This window comes from Amycolatopsis minnesotensis, assembly GCF_039529815.1.
In the GTDB taxonomy this organism is placed as follows: domain Bacteria; phylum Actinomycetota; class Actinomycetes; order Mycobacteriales; family Pseudonocardiaceae; genus Amycolatopsis; species Amycolatopsis minnesotensis.
Genome location: NZ_BAAANN010000003.1, coordinates 169,002 through 188,560, shown reverse-complemented (window position 1 = coordinate 188,560; position 19,559 = coordinate 169,002). Strand labels below are relative to the sequence as shown.

22 protein-coding genes are annotated in these 19,559 nt (G+C 72.4%); 13 read left to right on the top strand and 9 right to left on the bottom strand.

The window, feature by feature from the left end; genetic code table 11:
* The first annotated feature begins 4 nt into the window (after positions 1-4).
* The 4 genes from ABD256_RS04880 to ABD256_RS04865 all read left to right on the top strand — a co-directional run bounded on the left by ABD256_RS04880 (position 5) and on the right by ABD256_RS04865 (position 4,526).
* Positions 5-1,429, top strand: a complete 1,425-nt coding sequence (locus tag ABD256_RS04880; protein ID WP_344413858.1) for an ATP-binding protein — start codon at positions 5-7, stop codon at positions 1,427-1,429.
* Entirely contained in the window at positions 1,426-1,869 is a 444-nt protein-coding gene (locus ABD256_RS04875) for a hypothetical protein (RefSeq protein ID WP_344413856.1), read from the top strand. Before ABD256_RS04880 ends, ABD256_RS04875 begins: the two co-directional genes overlap by 4 nt.
* Positions 1,870-1,962: 93 nt before the next feature.
* Positions 1,963-2,988 (top strand): fatty acid desaturase family protein, encoded by a 1,026-nt coding sequence (locus tag ABD256_RS04870; RefSeq protein ID WP_344413854.1) that lies wholly within the window; start codon positions 1,963-1,965, stop codon positions 2,986-2,988.
* Positions 2,989-3,170: 182 nt separating this feature from the next.
* Entirely contained in the window at positions 3,171-4,526 is a 1,356-nt protein-coding gene (locus ABD256_RS04865; protein ID WP_344414205.1) for an MFS transporter, read from the top strand.
* Here ABD256_RS04865 and ABD256_RS04860 read toward each other — a convergent pair.
* Positions 4,502-5,401 carry a TIGR03620 family F420-dependent LLM class oxidoreductase gene (locus ABD256_RS04860; RefSeq protein WP_344413852.1) on the bottom strand — a complete coding sequence of 300 codons (900 nt, stop codon included), beginning with the start codon at positions 5,399-5,401 and terminating at the stop codon, positions 4,502-4,504. The genes ABD256_RS04865 and ABD256_RS04860 overlap by 25 nt on opposite strands.
* Before the next feature lie 103 nt (positions 5,402-5,504).
* Between ABD256_RS04860 and ABD256_RS04855 the strand changes: the two genes are divergently transcribed.
* The 5 genes from ABD256_RS04855 to ABD256_RS04835 all read left to right on the top strand — a co-directional run bounded on the left by ABD256_RS04855 (position 5,505) and on the right by ABD256_RS04835 (position 9,769).
* The gene (locus ABD256_RS04855) at positions 5,505-6,080 is read left to right on the top strand and encodes a TetR/AcrR family transcriptional regulator (protein WP_344413850.1); all 576 of its coding nucleotides are present in this window, start codon (positions 5,505-5,507) and stop codon (positions 6,078-6,080) included.
* A 12-nt stretch (positions 6,081-6,092) separates the two neighbouring features.
* A complete protein-coding gene (locus ABD256_RS04850) occupies positions 6,093-7,436 on the top strand; it encodes a DNA polymerase IV (protein WP_344413848.1) in 1,344 nt (447 codons plus the stop codon).
* Between the two features lie 41 nt (positions 7,437-7,477).
* The gene (locus tag ABD256_RS04845; protein WP_344413846.1) at positions 7,478-7,738 is read left to right on the top strand and encodes a hypothetical protein; all 261 of its coding nucleotides are present in this window, start codon (positions 7,478-7,480) and stop codon (positions 7,736-7,738) included.
* Positions 7,739-7,852: 114 nt separating this feature from the next.
* On the top strand, positions 7,853-8,704 hold the full coding sequence (locus ABD256_RS04840; protein ID WP_344413844.1) for a PaaX family transcriptional regulator: 852 nt from the start codon (positions 7,853-7,855) through the stop codon (positions 8,702-8,704).
* Between the two features lie 3 nt (positions 8,705-8,707).
* Positions 8,708-9,769 (top strand): J domain-containing protein, encoded by a 1,062-nt coding sequence (locus ABD256_RS04835; RefSeq protein ID WP_344413842.1) that lies wholly within the window; start codon positions 8,708-8,710, stop codon positions 9,767-9,769.
* Here ABD256_RS04835 and ABD256_RS04830 read toward each other — a convergent pair whose 3' ends face one another.
* The gene (locus ABD256_RS04830) at positions 9,770-10,606 is read right to left on the bottom strand and encodes an SCO6745 family protein (RefSeq protein ID WP_344413840.1); all 837 of its coding nucleotides are present in this window, start codon (positions 10,604-10,606) and stop codon (positions 9,770-9,772) included.
* The gene (locus ABD256_RS04825) at positions 10,603-11,112 is read right to left on the bottom strand and encodes a PaaI family thioesterase (protein WP_344413838.1); all 510 of its coding nucleotides are present in this window, start codon (positions 11,110-11,112) and stop codon (positions 10,603-10,605) included. Before ABD256_RS04825 ends, ABD256_RS04830 begins: the two co-directional genes overlap by 4 nt.
* Before the next feature lie 84 nt (positions 11,113-11,196).
* Between ABD256_RS04825 and ABD256_RS04820 the strand changes: the two genes are divergently transcribed.
* Both ABD256_RS04820 and ABD256_RS04815 read left to right on the top strand, forming a co-directional pair.
* Entirely contained in the window at positions 11,197-11,763 is a 567-nt protein-coding gene (locus tag ABD256_RS04820; protein WP_344413836.1) for a TetR/AcrR family transcriptional regulator, read from the top strand.
* A gap of 12 nt (positions 11,764-11,775) precedes the next feature.
* Positions 11,776-12,141 (top strand): ArsR/SmtB family transcription factor, encoded by a 366-nt coding sequence (locus ABD256_RS04815; protein ID WP_344413834.1) that lies wholly within the window; start codon positions 11,776-11,778, stop codon positions 12,139-12,141.
* Between the two features lie 189 nt (positions 12,142-12,330).
* Here ABD256_RS04815 and ABD256_RS04810 read toward each other — a convergent pair whose 3' ends face one another.
* Genes ABD256_RS04810 through ABD256_RS04795 form a run of 4 tightly spaced genes read right to left on the bottom strand, consistent with a single transcriptional unit; the run spans position 12,331 to position 14,845 of the window.
* On the bottom strand, positions 12,331-13,107 hold the full coding sequence (locus ABD256_RS04810; RefSeq protein WP_344413832.1) for an energy-coupling factor ABC transporter ATP-binding protein: 777 nt from the start codon (positions 13,105-13,107) through the stop codon (positions 12,331-12,333).
* Positions 13,095-13,847: a cobalt ECF transporter T component CbiQ gene (cbiQ, locus tag ABD256_RS04805; RefSeq protein WP_344413830.1), complete on the bottom strand. Its 753-nt coding sequence runs from the start codon at positions 13,845-13,847 to the stop codon at positions 13,095-13,097. Before cbiQ ends, ABD256_RS04810 begins: the two co-directional genes overlap by 13 nt.
* Positions 13,848-13,850: 3 nt before the next feature.
* Complete coding sequence (locus ABD256_RS04800; RefSeq protein ID WP_344413828.1) at positions 13,851-14,186, bottom strand: PDGLE domain-containing protein; 336 nt, start codon at positions 14,184-14,186, stop codon at positions 13,851-13,853.
* Entirely contained in the window at positions 14,183-14,845 is a 663-nt protein-coding gene (locus tag ABD256_RS04795; RefSeq protein WP_425546385.1) for an energy-coupling factor ABC transporter permease, read from the bottom strand. The genes ABD256_RS04800 and ABD256_RS04795 overlap by 4 nt, the downstream gene beginning before the upstream one ends.
* A 173-nt stretch (positions 14,846-15,018) precedes the next feature.
* Between ABD256_RS04795 and ABD256_RS04790 the strand changes: the two genes are divergently transcribed.
* Positions 15,019-15,756: an HAD family hydrolase gene (locus tag ABD256_RS04790; RefSeq protein WP_344413824.1), complete on the top strand. Its 738-nt coding sequence runs from the start codon at positions 15,019-15,021 to the stop codon at positions 15,754-15,756.
* A complete protein-coding gene (locus ABD256_RS04785; RefSeq protein WP_344413822.1) occupies positions 15,753-18,104 on the top strand; it encodes a glycoside hydrolase family 65 protein in 2,352 nt (783 codons plus the stop codon). The genes ABD256_RS04790 and ABD256_RS04785 overlap by 4 nt, the downstream gene beginning before the upstream one ends.
* A gap of 22 nt (positions 18,105-18,126) precedes the next feature.
* Here the strand turns inward: ABD256_RS04785 and ABD256_RS04780 are convergent, their stop codons facing one another.
* On the bottom strand, positions 18,127-18,291 hold the full coding sequence (locus ABD256_RS04780; protein WP_344413820.1) for a hypothetical protein: 165 nt from the start codon (positions 18,289-18,291) through the stop codon (positions 18,127-18,129).
* 39 nt (positions 18,292-18,330) lie between these two features.
* Positions 18,331-19,314 (bottom strand): Ppx/GppA phosphatase family protein, encoded by a 984-nt coding sequence (locus ABD256_RS04775; protein WP_344413818.1) that lies wholly within the window; start codon positions 19,312-19,314, stop codon positions 18,331-18,333.
* Between the last annotated feature and the right edge of the window lie 245 nt (positions 19,315-19,559).

Genomic DNA, 19,559 nt, shown 5'->3' with positions numbered 1-19,559 from the left:
GCGCTTGCGGAAGCTGACGGAACTCCTGCGGACGCCGTGGGGCCTGCGGAACCGGCTGCTGGCCGCGTTCGCGGTGCTCGTCGTGGTCACCACGGGCGGTGTCGCGGGCGCGATGTACGTGCAGGCCCGGTCGGTGATCCTGCAGAAGGCACAGGACACCGCGGTGCTGGCGCTGGTCGACCGGGTCAAGAAGCTGCCGCCGATCGTCGGGCTGCCGCCGAGCCAGAACCAGCTCAACGCGATCTCGTCCGCGTTGTCCCAGGGGGCCGAACACGCGAGCGCGGTCTACGGCTCGCTGCGATCGTGGTCGAGCGGCGATGTCCGCGCGGCCAGCCCGGAACTGCGGGACACGGTGGCGGCCGGCTCGATCGCGTGGCAGCGCATGGCCAGTTCCGGCCGCGCGGCACTGGCGATCGGCGTCCCGGTGTTCGTCGACGGATCGTCGTACCCGTCCGGGATCGAGGTCTACACCGTGCACGAACTCGACGCGGAGCAGGACGCCATCGGCCAGCTCTCACTGCTGGCGTGGCTGACCGGCGGCGCCGCGATGGTGCTCGCGGTCGGGCTGGCGCTGTTCGCCGCGCGCGGCGTGCTGCGGCCGGTGCGCGAGCTGGGCACCGCGGCGCAGCGGCTGGGCGAAGGCGATCTCGCGACCAGGCTGGAAGTTCGCGGCACCGACGAGCTGGCCGGCGTGGCGAGCACGTTCAACGACACCGCGGGTGCGCTGGAGCGGCACGTCGAAGAACTGCGCCGGATGGAATCCGACGCGCGGCGGTTCGTCGCCGACGTCTCGCACGAGCTGCGCACGCCACTGGCCGCGATGACCGCGGTCGCCGACGTGCTCGAAGAGGACGCCGCGCACCTGCCGGGTGACGCGGGCCGCGCGGCGAGGCTGGTCAGCCAGGAGGCGCACAACCTGACGCGGCTGGTGAACGACCTGATCGAGGTCAGCAGGTTCGACTCGGGCGCGGCGGCGCTCGCGCTCGAAGAGATCGACCTCGCCGAGGCGGTGCGGGCCACCCTGCACGCCCGCGGCTGGGACGACGAGGTGGGGACCGACCTTCCCGGCGGGGTGACCGCGCGGCTCGACCCGCGGCGGCTGGACGTGATCGTGGCGAACCTGGCAGGCAACGCGCTCAAGCACGGCGAGCCGCCGGTGCTGCTCACCCTCCGCGCCGAAACGGGCGAAGTGGTGATCGAGGTCGGCGACCACGGCCCCGGACTCGGCCAGGAGGTGCTCCCGCACGTGTTCGACCGCTTCTACAAGGCCGACGTCGCCAGGGCGCGGTCGGAGGGCAGCGGGCTCGGGCTCGCCATCGCCTGGGAAAACGCCCGCCTGCACGGAGGAAGCCTCGTCGCCGGAAACCGCGCGGAGGGTGGCGCGCTGTTCACCCTTCGCCTGCCGGACCACCGGGAAGGGCCGTCATGATCCGCAGGCCGCTGGCCGCCGTGCTGCTGCTGGCCCTGTTGTGCGCGGGCTGCGGCGTCCGGGCGAGCAGGGTCATCTCCGGTGTCTCCGGCCCGACCGTGCCCGCCATCGGCGCCGCGTTCTATTTGGTGCGCGACGGAAAGCTCACGATGGTGACGCGCTCGCAGTCGTCGAACGACATCGCCACGGCACTCACCCTCCTCGCGAGCGACGTGAGCGCGGAAGAGGCAGCGCAGGGCTTCACCACCGAAGTGCCCCGCTCGGCCGCACCGATCGGGTTCGCGATGGGCGCGGGTGGCGTGGCCACGGTTTCGCTCGCGATCCCGCCGACGGCGCTTTCCGCCATGGCGACGAACCAGATCGCGTGCACCGCGCGGACGGGGGTGTCGCTGACCGGCGGTGGCGTCACCACCCGCCCGGTGTACTGCCCCGGCCGGTGAACGCGTCCGCGCCGCGCGGTAGGGCCAGCCCCCCGAACGACCCGGGTGCGCGCGGGATGGGACGGCGGGGCCCCTGCCACCAGGCTTGGCGGCGTGAGCATCGACGACGACATCGCCAAACCCGCCACCGGCAGCGACTTCGCGCGCCTGTCCCGACGGATCACCGAGGCAGGCCTGATGGCCAGGCGGCCCGGTTACTACACCGCCCGCGTCGCCATCGTCGCCGGGCTCTACCTCGGCGGTATCGCCGCCTTCTTCGCGCTCGGCGACTCGTGGGCCCAGCTCGGGCTCGCCGCGTTCTTCGCCGTCCTGTTCGGACAGGTCGCGCTGCTTTCGCACGATCTCGCGCATCGCCAGGTGTTCCGCACCCGGCGGCCGGCCGAGATCGCGGGGATGCTCGCGGGCAATCTCGGCGTCGGCATGAGCTACGGCTGGTGGATGGACAAGCACACCCGCCACCACGCCAACCCGAACCACGAGGACCTCGACCCCGACGTCGACCCGGACATCCTGGTGTGGTCCCAGAAGCAGGCGAAGGCCAGCAAGGGCCTGCCGCGGTTCATCGGCCGCTGGCAGGCGTTCCTGTTCTTCCCGCTGCTCACCCTGGAGGGCCTGAACCTGCACTTCTCGGGCGTGCGCGCGGTGGTCAAGGGGAACCTGCGCCACCGCGGCCTCGAAGCGGCACTGCTGTGCACCCACTTCGCCGCCTACCTCGCCGTGCTCTTCCTCGTGCTGCCACCGGAAAAGGCACTGCTGTTCCTGATCGTCCACCAGGGACTGTGGGGTGTCTACATGGGATCGATCTTCGCGCCGAACCACAAGGGCATGCCGATCCTCACCGGCGACGACCGGCCGGACTTCCTCCGCAAGCAGGTGCTGACCTCCCGCAACGTGCTCGGCGGCCCGGTCGTCGACGTGGCGCTCGGCGGGCTGAACTACCAGATCGAGCACCACCTGTTCCCGAGCATGCCCAGCCCGCACCTGCGCCGGGCGCAGCCGATCGTGCGCGACTACTGCGCGGAGATCGGGGTGCCGTACTGCGAAACCGGGCTCATCGACTCCTACGCGCAGGCACTGCGCAGCCTGCACCACGCGGGCGCGCCCATCAGGGAAGGCTGAGCACACCCAGTGTCGAAGGCGGCCGGGCGCCGGCCCGGCCGCCACTTCCGCTTCCCGTGCCGCCCTGATCGACGGCACCTTCGTCGACCCCGCGCCCGGCGGTCGTATGCTCACGCCCAGATCTCGAACGACATTTCCCAGACCCTGGGAGGCGGGAGGTGGGCCGGGTGGCCGACACGACGATGGTGGCGGCGCGGCTGGACCGCCTGCCGGTGACGCGGCTGCACCGCTACCTGATCGCGGTGGTCGGCGTGGCCACCTTCTTCGACCTCTACGACCTGTTCCTGGCCAGCTCGATCAGCACGGTGCTGTCCAAGGAGTTCGGCGTCAGCAGCGCCGAGCTGAAGCCGTTGCTGGCGTCGGCGTTCGTCGGCGCGTTCGTGGGCGCGCTGACGCTGGGCAGGCTCGCCGACCGCATCGGCCGCAGGCGCGCGTTCCTGGTCACCCTCGGCCTCTACTCGGTGTTCACGCTGCTCGGCGCGTTCAGCACGGACGTGTGGATGCTGGTGGCCTGCCGGTTCATCGCCGGGATCGGGATCGGCGCCGAACTCCCGCTCGCCGACGCCTACCTCGCCGACCTCCTGCCCGCGAAGTCGCGCGGCCGTGCGACCGCGTGGGCCTACACGGTGGGCTTCTGCGGCGTGCCCGTCGCGGGCTTCCTCGCGAAGGGACTCGTCGGCGAAACCCCGCTCGGCATCGACGGCTGGCGCTGGCTGTTCGTGATCGGCGCGCTCGGCGCGGCGATCGTCTGGGTGCTGCGGGCGGGACTTCCCGAGTCACCGCGCTGGCTCGCCGCGCAAGGCCGCGGCGAAGAGGCCGAAGCGGTGCTCGCGCGGCTGGAAAACGCCGCCGGGCAAGAACTTCCCGAGCCGAAGCCGGTCGACGCGCCACCGGAGCGCGCGGCCCGGTTCACCGATCTGCTCCGCCCGCCGTGGCGCCGCCGCGCCGGGATGCTCTACGTGTTCCAGGTCCTGCAGGCCTTCGGCTACTACGGGTTCGGCTCGCTGGTGCCGATCGTGCTGGCCGCCAAGGGATTCGACCTGACGCATTCGCTGACCTTCAGCGCACTGACCTTCCTCGGCTACCCGATCGGCTCGGCACTGTCCATTCCGGTCATCGAACGCGTGCAGCGCAAAACCCTCATCATCGCCAGCGCGATCGGCATGGCCGTGTTCGGCCTCGCGTTCGGGTATTCGTCCTCGGGTGCGCTCATCGCGGTGTTCGGGTTCGCCTACACCGCGGCGAGCAACGTGTTCTCGAACGCCTTCCACACCTACCAGGGCGAGCTGTTCCCGACGACGCTGCGCGCGACCGCCGCGGGCTCGGCGTACTCGCTCTCACGCCTGGCGACGGCGGCGATGCCGTACCTGCTCATCCCGGTGCTCGACCACGCGGGCGCCGGCACCATGTTCGCGGTGGTCGCGGGCGCGATGGTGCTGCTCGTCGCCAACGTGGCCGCGTTCGGGCCGCGCACCACCGGCCGCTCGGTGGAGGACATCGCGGCCGAAGCCGGTCACCGCAGCGCTTCGGCGAGCTGACGCAGCTCGTCCAGCGCCAGTTCGGCTTCGGGGGCACCGGTCATGACCCCGATGCAGACGTGATCGGCCCCGGCGTCGAACTGGCGCCGGATCCGCTCGGCCACGGCGGCGACGTCACCGGCCGCGACCATCGCGTCGACGAGGCGATCGCTGCCGCCACCGTCGAGATCGGACTCGTCGAAACCGGTCAGCTCCTTGACAAGGTTCCACCTGGACGGCACGACCTCGGCCTGCGCGATCCAGCCCGACACACCGGCGCGCGCGATTTCCTTGGCGCGCACGGGATCCGGGTGCACGGCGACCGCCTGGTGCACGGCCAGCACCGCGCCGGGGCCGGCGATTTCGCGCGCGTAGGCGGTGTGCTCGGCCGGGAGCAGGAAGGGGTGCGCGCCCCAGGTCCGCTCCGCGGCCAGCCGCAGCATCTTCGGCCCCAGCGCGGCCAGCACGCGTGGTGACGGTTCGGCCGGGCCAGGAGCGGTGAGCCGCGCGGCGTCCATCGCGTCGAGGTAGTCGCGCATGGTGGACAACGGCGGGCCCCAGTGGCGCCCGTGCGCTTCGGTGATGCGCCGCCCGCCCACGCCGAGCCCCAGCACGAACCTGCCGGGGAACGCCTCGGCGAGCGCGCGTTCCGCCTGCGCCAGCGTTTCCGGGTAGTGGCGGTAGATGTTGGCGATCCCCGGCGCGACCACGATCCGCTTCGTCGCCGAGAGCAGCAGCGCGGCCTGCGTGGTCGCGTCACGACCGGCCCCCTCGCCGAACCACACGGTGCCGTAGCCGAGTTCTTCCATCTCGGCCACGGCCTCGGCGGCCTTCGTCCACGGCTGCTGGTCGAACGCCCACGTCCACACGCCGAGCCGACCCAGTTCAGGACGCATTTTCCCTCCACAAGTCCAGGTTCTGGTTGCATTCCGGATAAACTGAGGGCCCCTCCGGTTAATATACGGAGGCCCCCTCCGATTTGGCAACCCCGGGAGTGGCATGAGCACCACGGAGAGCGGGCGCAAGCCCCGGCGCGCCGACGCGCGCCGCAACTACGAACAGCTCCTGGCCACGGCGCACGAACTGTTCGCCGAGCACGGCACCGACGCCTCGCTCGAAGAGGTCGCACGCCGGGCCGGGGTCGGCATCGGCACGCTGTACCGGCACTTCCCCACCCGCGACGCGCTGCTCGAAGCACTCGTCGGCGACCGCTTCGACAAGCTGCACGCCGAGGCCGGACGGCTGCTGGCGGCGCACCCGCCCGCCGAGGCGCTGGAGGAATGGCTACGGCGGTTCATCGCGGGCACTTCGACCTACCGCGGGCTCGTCACCACGGTCATGGCCGACGCGCACGGCACCGGGTCCGAACTGGACCACTCTTGCGCACGCCTGCAGAAAGCCGGATCGGATCTGGTGTTCCGCGCCCAGCACGCCGGCGCGATCCGCCGTGACGTCGCGGCGGGTGACGTGCTCGCGATGGCCGCCGGGATCTCGTGGGTTTCCGGCCAGGCCCCCGACGGGGACGACCGGACACGGCGCCTGCTCGACCTGCTCATGAGCGGGATCCGGCTGTGATGAGATGGGACCATGCAGCGCTGGGTCGTCCACCTCGACCTCGACGCGTTCTACGCCTCGGTCGAACAGCACACGCGCCCGACCCTGCGCGGGCGCCCGGTGCTGGTCGGCGGTTCCGGCCCGCGCGCGGTCGTCGCGGGTGCCAGCTACGAAGCCCGCGAGTACGGCGCGCGGTCGGCGATGCCGATGTCGCAGGCGCGACGGCTCGTGCCCGCGGGCGCGGTGACCCTGCCCGCCCGTTTTTCGCTCTACGAAGCCATGAGCAGGCGCGTGTTCGCGATCGTCGGCGAGTACGCGACGGTGCTCGAACGGGTTTCGCTCGACGAGGCGTTCGCCGAACCGCCCGAACTCGTCGGCGCGGCGGCTGAGGACGTCGAGGCGTTCGGCGCGCGGCTGCGGGCCAGGATCTCCGAGGAGACCGGGCTGACCGCGTCGATCGGGGCAGGCAGCGGCAAGCAGGTCGCCAAGATCGCCTCGGACTACGCGAAACCGGACGGGCTGGTCGTCGTCCGGCGCGCGGACGAGCGGGGCTTCCTCGCCGGGCTGCCGGTGCGCGCGCTGTGGGGCGTCGGCCCGATCGCGGAAGGCAAGCTGCGCACCATCGGCGTGCTGACCATCGGCCAGTTCGCCGCGCTCGACGAGCGGGAGGCCGCGTCACTGCTCGGCGGCGCGGTCGGCCGCGAGCTGCACCGGCTGGCCAACGGCCACGACGACCGCCCGGTGAGCGGGCGGGCCGAGGCGAAGCAGGTGAGCGCGGAGACCACGTTCGACATCGACATCGTGGACCTGCCGACGCTGCGCGCGGAAGCGCGGCGCGTGGCCCGTGGCGCGCACCTCAGGCTGGTCAAGTCCGGCCGCGCGGCGCGCACGGTCGGCATCAAGGTCCGGCACACCGATATGAGCACCATCAACCGGTCCGAGACCGCGACGCACGGTTCGACCGACCCGGACCGGCTCGCCGCGGTCGCCGAGCGGCTGCTGCCCGATCCGGCCGAGTTCGGCCCGGTCCGCCTCGTCGGCGTCTCCTTCAGCGGGCTCGTCGAACTACGCCAGGAGCCCCTCTTCGAACTCGAACTCCCGGAAGAACCCGTTCCCGGCGGCGAAACCGCGGTCGCCAGGCCGATGCCCGTCCGGTCCGGCTGGCGCCCCGGCGACGACGTGCGCCACCCCGGGTTCGGCACCGGCTGGGTGCAGGGGGCCGGGCACGGCAGGGTCACCGTGCGGTTCGAGACCGCGCTTTCCGGTCCCGGCAGGGCGCACACCTTCGCCCAGGACGACCCGGCGCTCACCAGGGGTGACGCGCTGGATTCGCTCGGTCCACCACCCCCCGGCGAGCCGGAGGCAGACCCTGAGTAGCCTCGGGCGCACACCGTGCCCGTGGCGAACGGAGAGCGTGGATGCGTGACGACGACAGCGTTCCGGCCGACGGCAGCACGCCGCTCTACGCCCAGATCATGGGACAGGCGACGGCCGTGCGGGTTTCCGGCGACCTGCGGGCCGCCACCCGGATCGAGTCCGCGGCCGAGCGGCTGCGCGACACCTTCGCCGACACCACGGACCTGTGCTCCGCACTCGAACTGCTGCACGAGTGCAGCGGCGACCTGCTCACCACCATGCGCCGCCACTACGTCCCCGATTTCCACGGACACACCAGCTAGCACCCAGTCCGAAGTAGACGGTCGCGCCACGCCGGTGACGGCGCGGCGGCACCGCGGGTCACGCTCGGTACGCTGACCGCGACCGAACGACCGTGACCGGACGAGGGACGCTCGATGGCCGAGGGCTCAGCACGGCCCACCGTGAGCAGGCGACGCGAGGTGAGCCACGCGAGCGCCCGCTCGCTGCTGATGACCGTGCTCGGCGAGTTCGTCCTCCCGCGCGGCGAACCGGTCTGGACCGCAACGCTGGTCACCGCGCTGGGCCTGTTCGGCGTCGAGGAGAAGTCGGCGCGCCAGGCGCTGGCACGTGCCGCCGCGGAGGGCTGGGTCACCTCCGAGCGGTTCGGCCGCCGCGTGCGGTGGTCGCTCACCCCGCCGGGACGGCGGCTGCTGACCGAAGGCGCGCAGCGGATCTACGAGTTCGGCAGCGACACCCCGGACTGGGACGGCACCTGGCTGACGCTCATCGTGTCGGTGCCGGAGCCGAGGCGCGATCTGCGGCACCGCCTGCGCACCCGGCTGACCTGGGCCGGGTTCGGCTCACCGGTCGCGGGCGTGTGGGTCAGCCCGCTCGCGAGCCGTCAGGACGAGGCCCGTCAGATCGTGCGCGAGCTGGCACTGGAGCCGCAGGCGATGTCGTTCCTGTCGCGCTACGGCGAGATCGGCGACGAGGAAGGCATGGTCGCGCGGGCGTGGGACCTCACCGACCTGGAAAGCCGGTACGAGAGCTTCCTCGACCACTTCGGCGGGCCGCGGCCGGCCGACGAAACGGTGCTGGGCGCGCAAGCCAGGCTCGTGCACGAATGGCGCCGGTTCCCGTTCCTCGACCCGAGGCTGCCGCGGCGCCTGCTCCCGGAGGGCTGGAACGGGCTCGAGGCGGCGGAGCTGTTCCACCTCAAGCACGGCGAATGGCGCCCCGGCGCCCAGCGGGAATGGGACGACCTCGTGGCCGAAGGGACCGACTGAACCGTGCACGGGCTCGACTACTACGAGCTGCTCGGGGTGCCGAAGCAGGCTTCGGCCGCCGAGATCAAGTCGGCGTACCGGTCGCTGGCCAAGACCATGCACCCCGACGCCGGGGGCACCACGGGCACCTTCCGGCTGCTCCAGGACGCCTACGAGACGCTGATCGACCCGGCGAAGCGCGCGGGCTACGACGACGAGCACCCGTCCTACGCGCCGGTGACGCTCCCGCCGAAGCCGAGGCGGCCGCAGCGCACCGGCGCCCCGTTCCGGCCGGGCCTGCCGGAGATCGACGTCGACGCGCTTTCCTGGTGGCACCGCGGCGAAGTGGCCGAGGACGGACCCGGCCACGCGCCGGCGGGCCTGGTCGCGGGCGCCGTGCTCGTGCTGCTGCTGATGCTGCTCCTGCCCGGCGGGCTCTCGGGCGCGGTGCTCGCGCTGTGGCTCGCGCTGCTGGCCGCCGCGCTGGGCACGACGGTCTGGCTGATCAGGGGGCGGCTGGCGCTGGCGAGGGCGCGGCGCGAACTCGTCGCCGAGTTCGGTGACGAGGTGGTGTTCGGCCGGTTCGGCGCGGACGCCGACCAGCAGGCCGAACGGTTCACCGCGCGGCTGCTGGAGCGCTACCTGGTGAAGGTGCCCGGCGCCAGGGTCTTCCACAGCCTCGCGTGGCCTGGCTCGGTGTTCGCCGACATCGACCACGCGGTGCTCGCCGGGCGCAGGCTCGTGCTCGTCGAATCGCGCCTGTGGCCGCCGGGGCACTACGAGATCGACGACGACGGATCGTTGTGGCGCGACGGGAACCGGTTCCGCGGTGGTGAGAGCAGGCTGCTCGGCGCGATCGAGCAGTACCGCGAGCTGCTGCCCGGTGTCGAGGTGCGCGGCGCGGTGCTGGTGTACCCGCACCGGGCGGGCGAGGTCACCACCGAGGACGACGCGCCGGACGACCTTCCCGCGCCGATGACCCCGGCCCGGTTCGCCGAGGAGATCGGGTCGTGGCTCGCCGCCGGATCGTCCACAGTGGACCCGTTCGTGTTCAGGACGGTGCTCGGCCGCGTCGTCGGCCGGTGATCACGGGGCAGGCACGCCGACCGGGTTCGGGACCGGGACGGCGGCGGGCACCAGTGCGCGCGCGAGCGGGGTCAGAACCGAGTCCAGCAAAGCGAATTCGTCGTCGGTGACGCCGCGGTACGGGATCGCGGCGAGTTCGTCCGTGCGGCGTTCGACGTGCCCGCGCAGTTTCGCCCCGGCTTCGGTCAGCCCGTCGCCGAGCAGGCCGCGCGCGGTGAGCCCGTCGGCCGCTCGCGCCCACTCCGCTTCGGTCCAGCCCCGGCTGGCCGTGATCATCGCGCGGCTGCCGTCTTCGGCGTCCCTCAGCACGTGCGCCTCGAGCCCGCCGATCCCCTCCGCGGTCAGCACGGCGACATGACCGTCGCCGCGGTGCTCGCGCAGCACCGTCGCGGCGTGCCAGAGCGCGGCGAGCGGGTCTTCCGGCATTTCGAGTGCCGCGTTGGCGGCCCCGAGCGCCCCGGTCCACGGCACGTCGGCGAGCACGCGGCGCAGCACCGGAAGCACGCCTCCGAGGCCGTCGCGCGCGCCGGGCAGGTGCGTCTCCAGTGCCGCGACCGCGCCTGCCTCGCGGGCCCGCAGCGCGGCGGCGGGACTCGCCATCTCCCACACCGAGGGCACCGACCTGGCCAGGAAACGGGGCGCGAAGTTGAAGAACGCCGCCGTGACAAGACCGAGGCCCGCCGCGCCGAGCGGTGCCGCCCGCATCGCCACGTAGCCGCGCCAGAACCCCCGCAGCCCGACTTCCTCGTGCGCGGCACGGGCCTGCGGCGTGAAGTAGGTGACGCCGTGGAGGGGTTCGAGCGCGATCCACAGCGCTCGCGCGCGTTCCGGGGTCATCCGCCCATGATGAGGCAGGTGCTCGACGCCGTCGCGAGGAGCTTGCCGCCGGCGTCCCGGATGTCGCCTTCGGCGAAGGCCACCCGCGAACCGCCCTTGACGACCCAGCCGTGCGCCCGGATCTCACCGGTGGACCCGTGGATCGCCCGCACGAAGCTGATCTTCAGCTCGACCGAGGTGTAGCCGACGCCCGCGGGCAGCGTGGAGTGCACCGCGCAGGCGACCGCCGAGTCCAGCATGGTCGCCGCGACCCCGCCGTGCACGCTGCCGATCGGGTTGTACAGCGACTCGTCCGGCGTCACCGCGAGCACCACGTCGCCTTCGGACACGCTCACCCACCGCATGCCGAGGTGGCTCGCGATGGGCGGCGCCGGGATGCGGCCCTCCAGCACCCCGGTCAGGTACTCCAGACCGGGCAGGGTCGCGCCGAGTTTCGCCGTGGGCAAGGGGTCCTGCCACGTGATGGTCTTTTCGCGCGTGCCGGCGGCGACGCTTTCGATCGTCATGGGTCCCCCCGCGAATAGGACGACTGTCTTAGTGCGTCAGCTTCGCCAGGACGGTCGTCATAGTCAAGCGGTAGACTGCCCGGCGTGACCCAGCCCACCACCCGCGACCGGATGATCTCCACGGCGATGCGGCTCTTCCGCCGCGAGGGCTACACGGCCACGTCGTGGCGGCGCCTCGTCGAAGAGGCGGGCACGCCGTGGGGTTCGGCGTACCACCACTTCCCCGGCGGCAAGGAGGAACTGGGCGTCGCGGCGATCGCGCTCGGGACGGAACTGGTGACCGGGACGATCCGGCGCGCGTTCGAGCGGCACTCCGACCCCGCCGACGCGATCCGCTGGTGGTTCGGGAAAGCCGCCGCCGCGTTGGAGCGGGAGGACTTCCGCGGCGGCTGCCCGGTCGCCACCGTCGCGCTCGAAATGGCGCACGGGTCGGACGCGCTCACCACCGCCTGCCAGGAAGCGTTCGAAGCGTGGCGGGTCGTGCTCACCGGTTTCCTCCGCGAACGCGGTTTCGAAGCCGCGCGGGCGAACCGGCTGGCGATGTCGGTGATGAACAACCTCGAAGGCGGCCTGCTGGCCTGCCGCGTGCGACGCGGCACCACGCCACTGGAACGCGCGGCCGAGGACGTCGCTGTTCTTCTCGGCGCGTGAGACGATCGCCGGGTGAGTGGCGATTCCCCTCGACGGGATCACGAGCGGCGGCTGATCGACGCGGCCAGGGTGGAGGACGCGGTGCGCGGCCTCGGCGACCGCGAAACCGTGCGGGACTGGGCCGAACGGTTCTCGGTACTCGCCGACCCGTCCCGGCTCACGCTGCTGGTGTGCATCCACTACGCCAAGGAAATCTGCGTGTCGGACCTCGCCGCCGCCGCGGAGATGACGGACACGGCCGTGTCGCAGGCGCTGCGCCTGCTGCGCGCGCACGGGCTGGTGACCACGCAGCGAACCGGCCGCGTGGTGCGCTACCGGCTCGCCGACGACACGGTGCACGAGCTGATCCACCACGTCCGCCCGCACAGTCCGCTGTAGACACTTCGTCGCCGCGTCTTTTCCCGCCGCACAACAGGAATTTGCCGCAAGAGTGGCGCCGTATAGGACGTTATACACGCCCCGGCGCGTGCTCCTCAGCGGTCCTGCGAGCCGAGCCGGGATGCTCTCGCGTGCCCCGATGGACGCCTTCGGGGACGACCACGCGGCGAGCCTCCGAAGGGGAGCAGGTCAGCTGAGCTGGACGCCCCACGGGAGTTCGAGGCGGTGACCGGCGAGCAGGCCGGTGTCGGCGAGCAGATCCCGCGTCGGCCGGTCCGCGACCACCACGCCGTCGTCGACGAGCACGCTGCGCGGGCAGAGCTGCAGCGCGTAGAGCAGATCATGCGTCACCATCAGCATGGTGCGCCCCAGCCCGAGCAGGACGTCGGCGAGTTCGCGGCGCGCCACCGGTTCCAGGTTCGCCGACGGCTCGTCCAGCACGAGCAGCAGCGGGTCGCAGGCGAGCACGGTCGCGAGCGCTACGCGGCGGCGCTGCCCCTCGGAAAGGTGCGATGGCGGCCGCCCGGCGTGCTCGGCCATGCCGACGGCGTCGAGCGCGGCACGCACCCGCTCGGCCAGTTCGCCGCCGCGCACGCCGAAGTTCGCCGGCCCGAACGCGACGTCCTCGCCGACGGTGGGCATGAAGAGCTGGTCGTCCGGATCCTGGAACACCAGCCCCACCCGGCGGCGCACCTCCCGCAGCGTGCGCGGCCCCAGCCGCAGCCCGTCGACTTCGACCGTCCCCGCCGAGGGCGTGAGCACCCCGTTGAGGTGCAACGCGAGCGTGGTCTTGCCCGCACCGTTGGGGCCGAGCACCGCGACCCGCTCCCCCGCCGCGATCTCGAGGTCGATACCGCGCAGCGCGGGCCGCGAGTCCGGGTAGGCGAAGGTCAGCCCGGACACCCGCAGCGCGGCGGGCGCGGTGCCCTGCCTGCCGACGGCTTCACCCGGCGTCACCTGAGACACAGGCCCACCCCCAGCGCGACCGCGGCGGTCACCGCGGGACTCAGCCCGGCTGCCCACGCCTTCGCCCCGGCCGGTTCGCGCGCCGGTTCGGGCATCGTCCCGGTCCATCCGCGCGCGAGCATCGCCCGGTGCACCCGCTCGCCCCGCTCGTAACTGCGCAGGAACAGCATCCCGACGCCGCGCGCGGTCGCACCCGCCTGCCACAGGAACCGCGGATCGTGGCCGCGGCACAGCCTCGCCACCCGCATGCGATGCGCCTCGGCCGCGATGACCTCGGCGTAGCGCAGCATGAGCGACGCGATCGTGGTGACCAGTTTCGGCGCGCGCAGGCGGTGAAAACCGCGCACGAGATCGCCGGAGTGGGTGGTGGCGGCCAGCGTCAGCGACACCAGGACGCCGAGCGTGCCCTTGGCGAGGATGTTCCAGCCCGCGAGCGAGCCTTCGACGGACACGGACAGCCCGAGCACGTCGACGCGCCGCCCGCCGCCGGTGAACGGCATGACCGCGGCCAGCACGACGAAGGGCAGTTCGATCAGCGCGCGCCGCGCGAACCAGCCCGGCCCGATCCCGGCCGCCCGCCACACCACGCCGAGCGCCGCGGCGTGGACGCCGAAGCCCCAGAACGCGTCACGGGGTGTCGCGACGACGCACAGCACGGCCACGCCCGCGCAGACGATCTTGACCTGCGGCGGCAGCCGGTGCACTGGTGAGGCACCCGGCCGGTAGAGCGCGGGCCCCACGGCTCAATCCGCCCGGGAACGGCGGCGCAGCAACCAGAACAGCCCGCCCGAGACGCCGAGCGTGGCCACCACGCCGAGCACGCCCGCGACGCCGGTGAGCCCGCTGTCGCCGCCGACCGCGTACCCCGCGAGCGGGCCGTTCTCCAGCGGGTGCGGTTTCGCGTGCTGCGCGGGGCACGAGCCGTCGAGGCGTTCGCCCTGCGGCGTTTCGACGGCGGTGCAGCCCTGCCGGGTGACGGAGTCGAGCCCGTCGGGGCTGGAATCGGCGAAGTACGACACGACCCCGGCCAGCACGAGCGCCACCAGTGCGGACGAGACGAAGAACCAGCGCGCCCTCACGCGGCCACCTCCGAACCCTTGCGCAGCAGGTGCACCAGATCGGGGCGCGCGGAGGCGACCGCGGCCACGGTCAGCGCGGTGAGCACGCCCTCGCCGAGCCCGATCAGGCAGTGCACCCCGACCATCGCGGCCGCGACGCCGCCGAGCGAAACCGCGCCCTGCCCGCCGATCGCGTATTCGAGCACGAAACCCAGTGACGCCACGACGGTGTTGACGAACGCCGCGGCGAACGCGACCCCGGTCAGCCCCGCACGGGACCGGCGGGCGAGCGGGCGCAGCGCCACCGCCACCAGGTACCCGGCCGCGGTGCCGATGAGCGCCATGTTCGTGATGTTCGCGCCGAGCGCGGTGATCCCGCCGTCGGCGAACAGCAGCGCCTGCAGCACGAGCACGATGCTCACGCACAGCGCGCCGACCCACGGCCCGGCGAGGATCGCCGCGAGCGCGCCGCCGAGCAGGTGCCCGCTGACCCCGGGCAGCACCGGGAAGTTGAGCATCTGGGTGGCGAACACGAAGGCGGCCACGAGACCCGCCATCGGGGCGGTCCGGTCGTCGAGGTCGCGGCGCGCGAACACCACCGCGAACGAGAGCCCGATCACCGCGACGGCGCCGAAGAGCACCGCGGTCGGCGCGTCGATCAGCCCGTCGCTCATGTGCATCGCCAGTGAGCCGGTCACCGTGGCCCCCTCCCGAAAACAGGTCGTTCGAGGCTAGGCCGGGCGGGGACGCGGCCGGAAGGTCCGTGCGGGTCTATTTCACCAGCTTTTCAAGCGGACAGGTATCCGGGCGCGGCCGTCGGCGGGAATCCGCGGACGGCGGTAGCGTGCGGGGCATGATCGGCCTGCCTGACGGGATCACCGCATGCCTCTTCGATCTGGACGGGGTGCTGACCGGTACCGCCGCCCTGCATCGCGAGGCGTGGAAGAAGACCTTCGACGCGTTCCTGGAGCAACGGGACGGCGCCGGGTTCTCCCCCTTCACCGACCACGACTACGCGAACCACGTGGACGGCAGGCCGCGGGCCGACGGCGTCCGCGAGTTCCTGTCCTCGCGCGGCATCGAACTGCCGGAGGGCGATCCGGACGACCCGACCGGCGCCGCGACCGTGCACGGGGTCGGGAACCGCAAGAACGAACTCGTGCTGCGGATCATCGAAGACCGCGGCGTCGACCCGTATCCGGGCTCGCGCCGCTACCTCGAAGCCGCACGGGACGCCGGGCTCCGGATCGCCGTGGTGACTTCGTCGGCCAACGGCGCGAAGGTGCTCGACGCGGCGGGCCTGACCGAGTTCGTCGAAGCCCGCATCGACGGGCTGGTGCTCTCCGAACGGGGCCTGCGCGGCAAACCGGCGCCGGACTCCTTCCTCGCCGGGGCGGAAGCGCTGGGCGTCGCGAAGGAGCACGCCGCCGTGTTCGAGGACGCGCAGTCCGGGGTGCAGGCCGGGCGCGACGGCGGTTTCGGGTACGTCGTCGGGGTGAACCGCGCGGACCAGGCCGACGAGCTGCGCGAGCACGGCGCCGACGTGGTGGTGGCCGATCTCGCCGACCTACTGGAGGACGACCGCAGGTGACCGGGCACGGCTATCTGATCGCACCGTGGGAGCTGCGCTGGCGCGGGCTCGACATCGAAGCGCTGCAACGGACCGAATCCACGTTCGCGCTGTCCAACGGGCACATCGGGCTGCGCGGCACGCTCGACGAGGCCGAGCCGCGCGGCCTGCCGGGCACCTACCTCAACGGCTTCTACGAGGAGCACGAGCTCCCCTACGCCGAAGGCGGGTACGGCTATCCCGAGGAAGGCCAAACCGTCGTCAACGTGACCGACGGCAAGATCATCCGGCTGCTGGTCGAGGACGAGCCGCTCGACATGCGGTACGGCGAGGCGCTCGAACACGAGCGCGTGCTCGACTTCCGCGCGGGCACGCTGACCAGGACGACGCTGTGGTCGTCGCCGACCGGCCGGCGGGTGCGGGTGCGCTCGACGCGGCTGGTGTCGTTCACCCAGCGCGCGGTCGTCGCGATCCGCTACGAGGTCGAGCCGATCGACGAAGACCTGCAGCTCGTGGTGCAGTCCGATCTGCTGGCGAACGAGCCGATCGAGTCCGAGACGAAGGACCCGAGGGTCGCCGCCGCGCTGGACGCACCGCTGGTGGCGGAGTTTTCCGAGGCACAGGGCTACCACGCGGTGCTCGTGCACCGCACCCGCGCGTCCGAGCTGCGGATGGCGGCCGCGATGGACCACCAGTTCGACGTGGACGACGGGCTCCGCACCCGGATCGCCGCCGAGGACGATCTCGCGCGGCTGACCGCGGCCGCGGACGTGCCCGCCGGCGGGAAGCTGGTCGTCACCAAGTACCTCGGCTACGGCTGGTCGGCGCAGCGGTCGATCCCGGCGCTGCGCGCGCAGGTCGAAGCGGCGCTCGCGGGCGCGCGCAAGACCGGCTGGCAGGGCCTGCTCGACGAGCAGCGCGCGTTCCTCGACGAGTTCTGGGACACCGCCGACATCACCCTGGACGGGGACGACGAGCTCCAGCAGGCCGTGCGGTTCGCGCTGTTCCACGTGCTCCAGGCAGGCGCGCGCGGGGAAAGCAGGGCGATCGCGGGCAAGGGGCTGACCGGGCCAGGCTACGACGGCCACGCGTTCTGGGACACCGAGCAGTTCGTGCTCCCGGTGCTGACCTACACCATGCCCGACGCGGCGCGCGACGCGCTGCGCTGGCGGCACGGCACGATCGGCAAGGCGAAGGACCGCGCCGATCAGCTCGGCCTGCGCGGCGCCGCGTTCCCGTGGCGGTCGATCAACGGCGCGGAGTGCTCGGCGTACTGGCCCGCCGGCACCGCCGCGTTCCACGTGAGCGCCGACATCGCGGACGCCGTGACGCGCTACGTCAACGCGACCGGCGACGCCCGGTTCGACGCCGAGCACGGCAGCGAACTGCAGATCGAAACCGCGCGGCTGTGGGTTTCGCTCGGCCACCACGACCGCCGCGGCGGTTTCCGCATCGACGGCGTGACGGGCCCCGACGAGTACTCGGCGGTGGCGGACAACAACGTCTACACGAACCTCGTGGCGCAGCGGAACCTCGTCGACGGCGCGGCCGCGGCGGAACGCAATCCCGAAGTGGCCGCGCGGCTCCAGGTTCGTCCCGAGGAAGTCCGGGCGTGGCGCAAAGCCGCGGAGAACATGGTCGTCCCCTACGACGAAGAACTCGGCGTGCACCCGCAGTCCGAGGGCTTCACCGAGCACCCCGACTGGGACTTCGCGGGCACCCCGGCGAAGAACTACCCGCTGCTGCTCAACTACCCGTACTTCGACCTGTACCGCAAGCAGGTGGTCAAGCAGGCGGACCTGGTGCTCGCGATGCACCTGCGCGGCGACGCGTTCACGCCGGAGCAGAAGGCGAGGAACTTCGCCTACTACGAGGAGCGGACCGTCCGTGACTCGTCGCTTTCCGCGTGCACGCAAGCGGTGCTGGCCGCCGAGGTCGGGCAGCTCGACCTCGCCTACGACTACTTCGGCGAAGCCGCGCTCACCGATCTGCACGACGTGCACAACAACGTCCGCAACGGGCTGCACATGGCCTCGCTCGCCGGGGCGTGGAGCGCCGTGGTCGCGGGCTTCGGCGGGATGCGCGACCACGGCGGGGTGCTCACGTTCGCGCCGCGGCTCCCCGGCGCCCTGCGGGCGCTGACCTTCCGGATGTGCTTCCGCGGCACCAGGTTCGCGGTGCGGATCACGCCGGGCGAAGCCACCTACGAGCGCATCGCGGGCGAGGACGTCGAGCTGACCCACCACGGCGAGCGGTTCGTGCTCGGCGCCGATCCGGTGCGGCTGCCGGTACCGCCCGTCGATCCCGGCCCGCCGCCGCGCCAGCCCGAAGGCAGGGCACCGGCGCGGCGGACCGGTTGGACCGGTTAGTCCGGTTAGTCCACAGTGGACATCAGTCCGGCGGCTCGCCACCGTCCGGCGGGCTGAACTCGACATCGTCCTTGTTCGGCAGCTCGTCGACGTCGTCGGTGTGCGAGCGGGCGAGATCGGGATGGTCCGGCAGCGGGAAACCCGGTGACACCGGCGGCTCGGGATTGCGCTCGGAAGGAGTGCTCATGTTCCCGGGATACACCGTTCACCGCCGCCGTCAAACCTGTCACGCCGCGTCGGCGCCGCCCTGCCTGCCGCTCTTCCCTGCCTCGACCCTGCCTTCGGCCAGCGCGATCAGCAGCCCGTCGCGCGTCGACCACGGGCAGATGGACACCGACCCGCCGGTCACCGTGAGCAGCGCCTCCGCGACGACCGCGCCCGCGAGCGCCTGGCCGGCGCGGCACCGGGAGATCCCCGGCAGTTTCGCGCGGCGCGAGGGCGGCAGCACCGCGAGCCGGGGAATCCAGTCGCGCAGCTGGTCGAGGCGCAGCTCCCGCTCGACGTAGGGGCCCTCGCGCTGCGGGCGCGCACCGGTCAGCCTTGCCAGCTGCTGGAAGACCTTGGAACAGCCCGCGACGTGCGCGTGCTCCAGCTCGGGCGCGGCCGACAGCGTCTTCCGCACGCGTTTGAGCGCGTAGGCCCGCAGCGCCTCGACCCGCTTCGCGTCACCGGCGCCCTGGGAGAGCCAGCCCCTGGTCAGTTCGCGCGCGCCGAGCCGCAACGAACGCGCGAACTCGGCCTCCTGGCCGGTGCCCGCCGCGATTTCGAGCGTGCCGCCGCCGATGTCCATCGCGAGCAGCGGCCCCGCCGCCGCGCCGTACCAGCGGCGAGCCGCCGCATAGGCCAGCTCAGCCTCGCGCTCGCCGGGCAGGAACCGCAGCCGGACCCCCGACGCGCGCGCGACCTCGGCGACGATCTCGGCCGAGTTCGCCGCGTCCCTGATCGAGGACGTCGCCAGCGGGAACACCCCGCCGACCCCGTGCGCCCGCGCCACCGCCGCCGCGTCGGCGACCGCGGCGGCGACCGCCTGGACGCCCCGTCCGCTCAGCCTGCCGTCCTCGTCGAGCTCGCGGTCCAGCCTCAGCCGCGTCTTGTGCTCCAGGCTCGGTTCGAGTGGTGTGCCCCCGCGCTCCAGTACCACCAAATGGGCGCTGAACGACCCGACGTCCAGGACCCCCACGGTTTCCGCCACGTTTCCGCCTAACGCCATCCCCAGCCGACCTCCACACCTTTTGCTGCCGGGTTTACCCCGTTCCATCCGATCTCACACGCGCGCCACGCGGCGTGTCGACCCCCGACGGTGTATCTCGACGGCTTCCTGACGCGGGCATTAACCCGCCGAAACCGATTCAAGAACTGCAATCCTAACCCATTAGGGTGAGGAATACCGCACTCTATCTCAAGACGGTAACGCCAGATCCCCGAGCGAACGATCCCCAGGCAACGGCCGACGAT

Bases quoted from the DNA above. Each gene is read 5' to 3' on its own strand.
- ABD256_RS04875 (WP_344413856.1), top strand. From the start codon at position 1,426: ATGATCCGCAGGCCGCTGGCCGCCGTGCTGCTGCTGGCCCTGTTGTGC.
- ABD256_RS04865 (WP_344414205.1), top strand. From the start codon at position 3,171: ATGGTGGCGGCGCGGCTGGACCGCCTGCCGGTGACGCGGCTGCACCGC.
- ABD256_RS04860 (WP_344413852.1), bottom strand. From the start codon at position 5,401: ATGCGTCCTGAACTGGGTCGGCTCGGCGTGTGGACGTGGGCGTTCGAC.
- ABD256_RS04855 (WP_344413850.1), top strand. From the start codon at position 5,505: ATGAGCACCACGGAGAGCGGGCGCAAGCCCCGGCGCGCCGACGCGCGC.
- ABD256_RS04850 (WP_344413848.1), top strand. From the start codon at position 6,093: ATGCAGCGCTGGGTCGTCCACCTCGACCTCGACGCGTTCTACGCCTCG.
- ABD256_RS04845 (WP_344413846.1), top strand. From the start codon at position 7,478: ATGCGTGACGACGACAGCGTTCCGGCCGACGGCAGCACGCCGCTCTAC.
- ABD256_RS04840 (WP_344413844.1), top strand. From the start codon at position 7,853: ATGGCCGAGGGCTCAGCACGGCCCACCGTGAGCAGGCGACGCGAGGTG.
- ABD256_RS04830 (WP_344413840.1), bottom strand. From the start codon at position 10,606: ATGACCCCGGAACGCGCGCGAGCGCTGTGGATCGCGCTCGAACCCCTC.
- ABD256_RS04825 (WP_344413838.1), bottom strand. From the start codon at position 11,112: ATGACGATCGAAAGCGTCGCCGCCGGCACGCGCGAAAAGACCATCACG.
- ABD256_RS04795 (WP_425546385.1), bottom strand. From the start codon at position 14,845: ATGCACATGAGCGACGGGCTGATCGACGCGCCGACCGCGGTGCTCTTC.
- ABD256_RS04790 (WP_344413824.1), top strand. From the start codon at position 15,019: ATGATCGGCCTGCCTGACGGGATCACCGCATGCCTCTTCGATCTGGAC.
- ABD256_RS04780 (WP_344413820.1), bottom strand. From the start codon at position 18,291: ATGAGCACTCCTTCCGAGCGCAATCCCGAGCCGCCGGTGTCACCGGGT.
- ABD256_RS04775 (WP_344413818.1), bottom strand. From the start codon at position 19,314: ATGGCGTTAGGCGGAAACGTGGCGGAAACCGTGGGGGTCCTGGACGTC.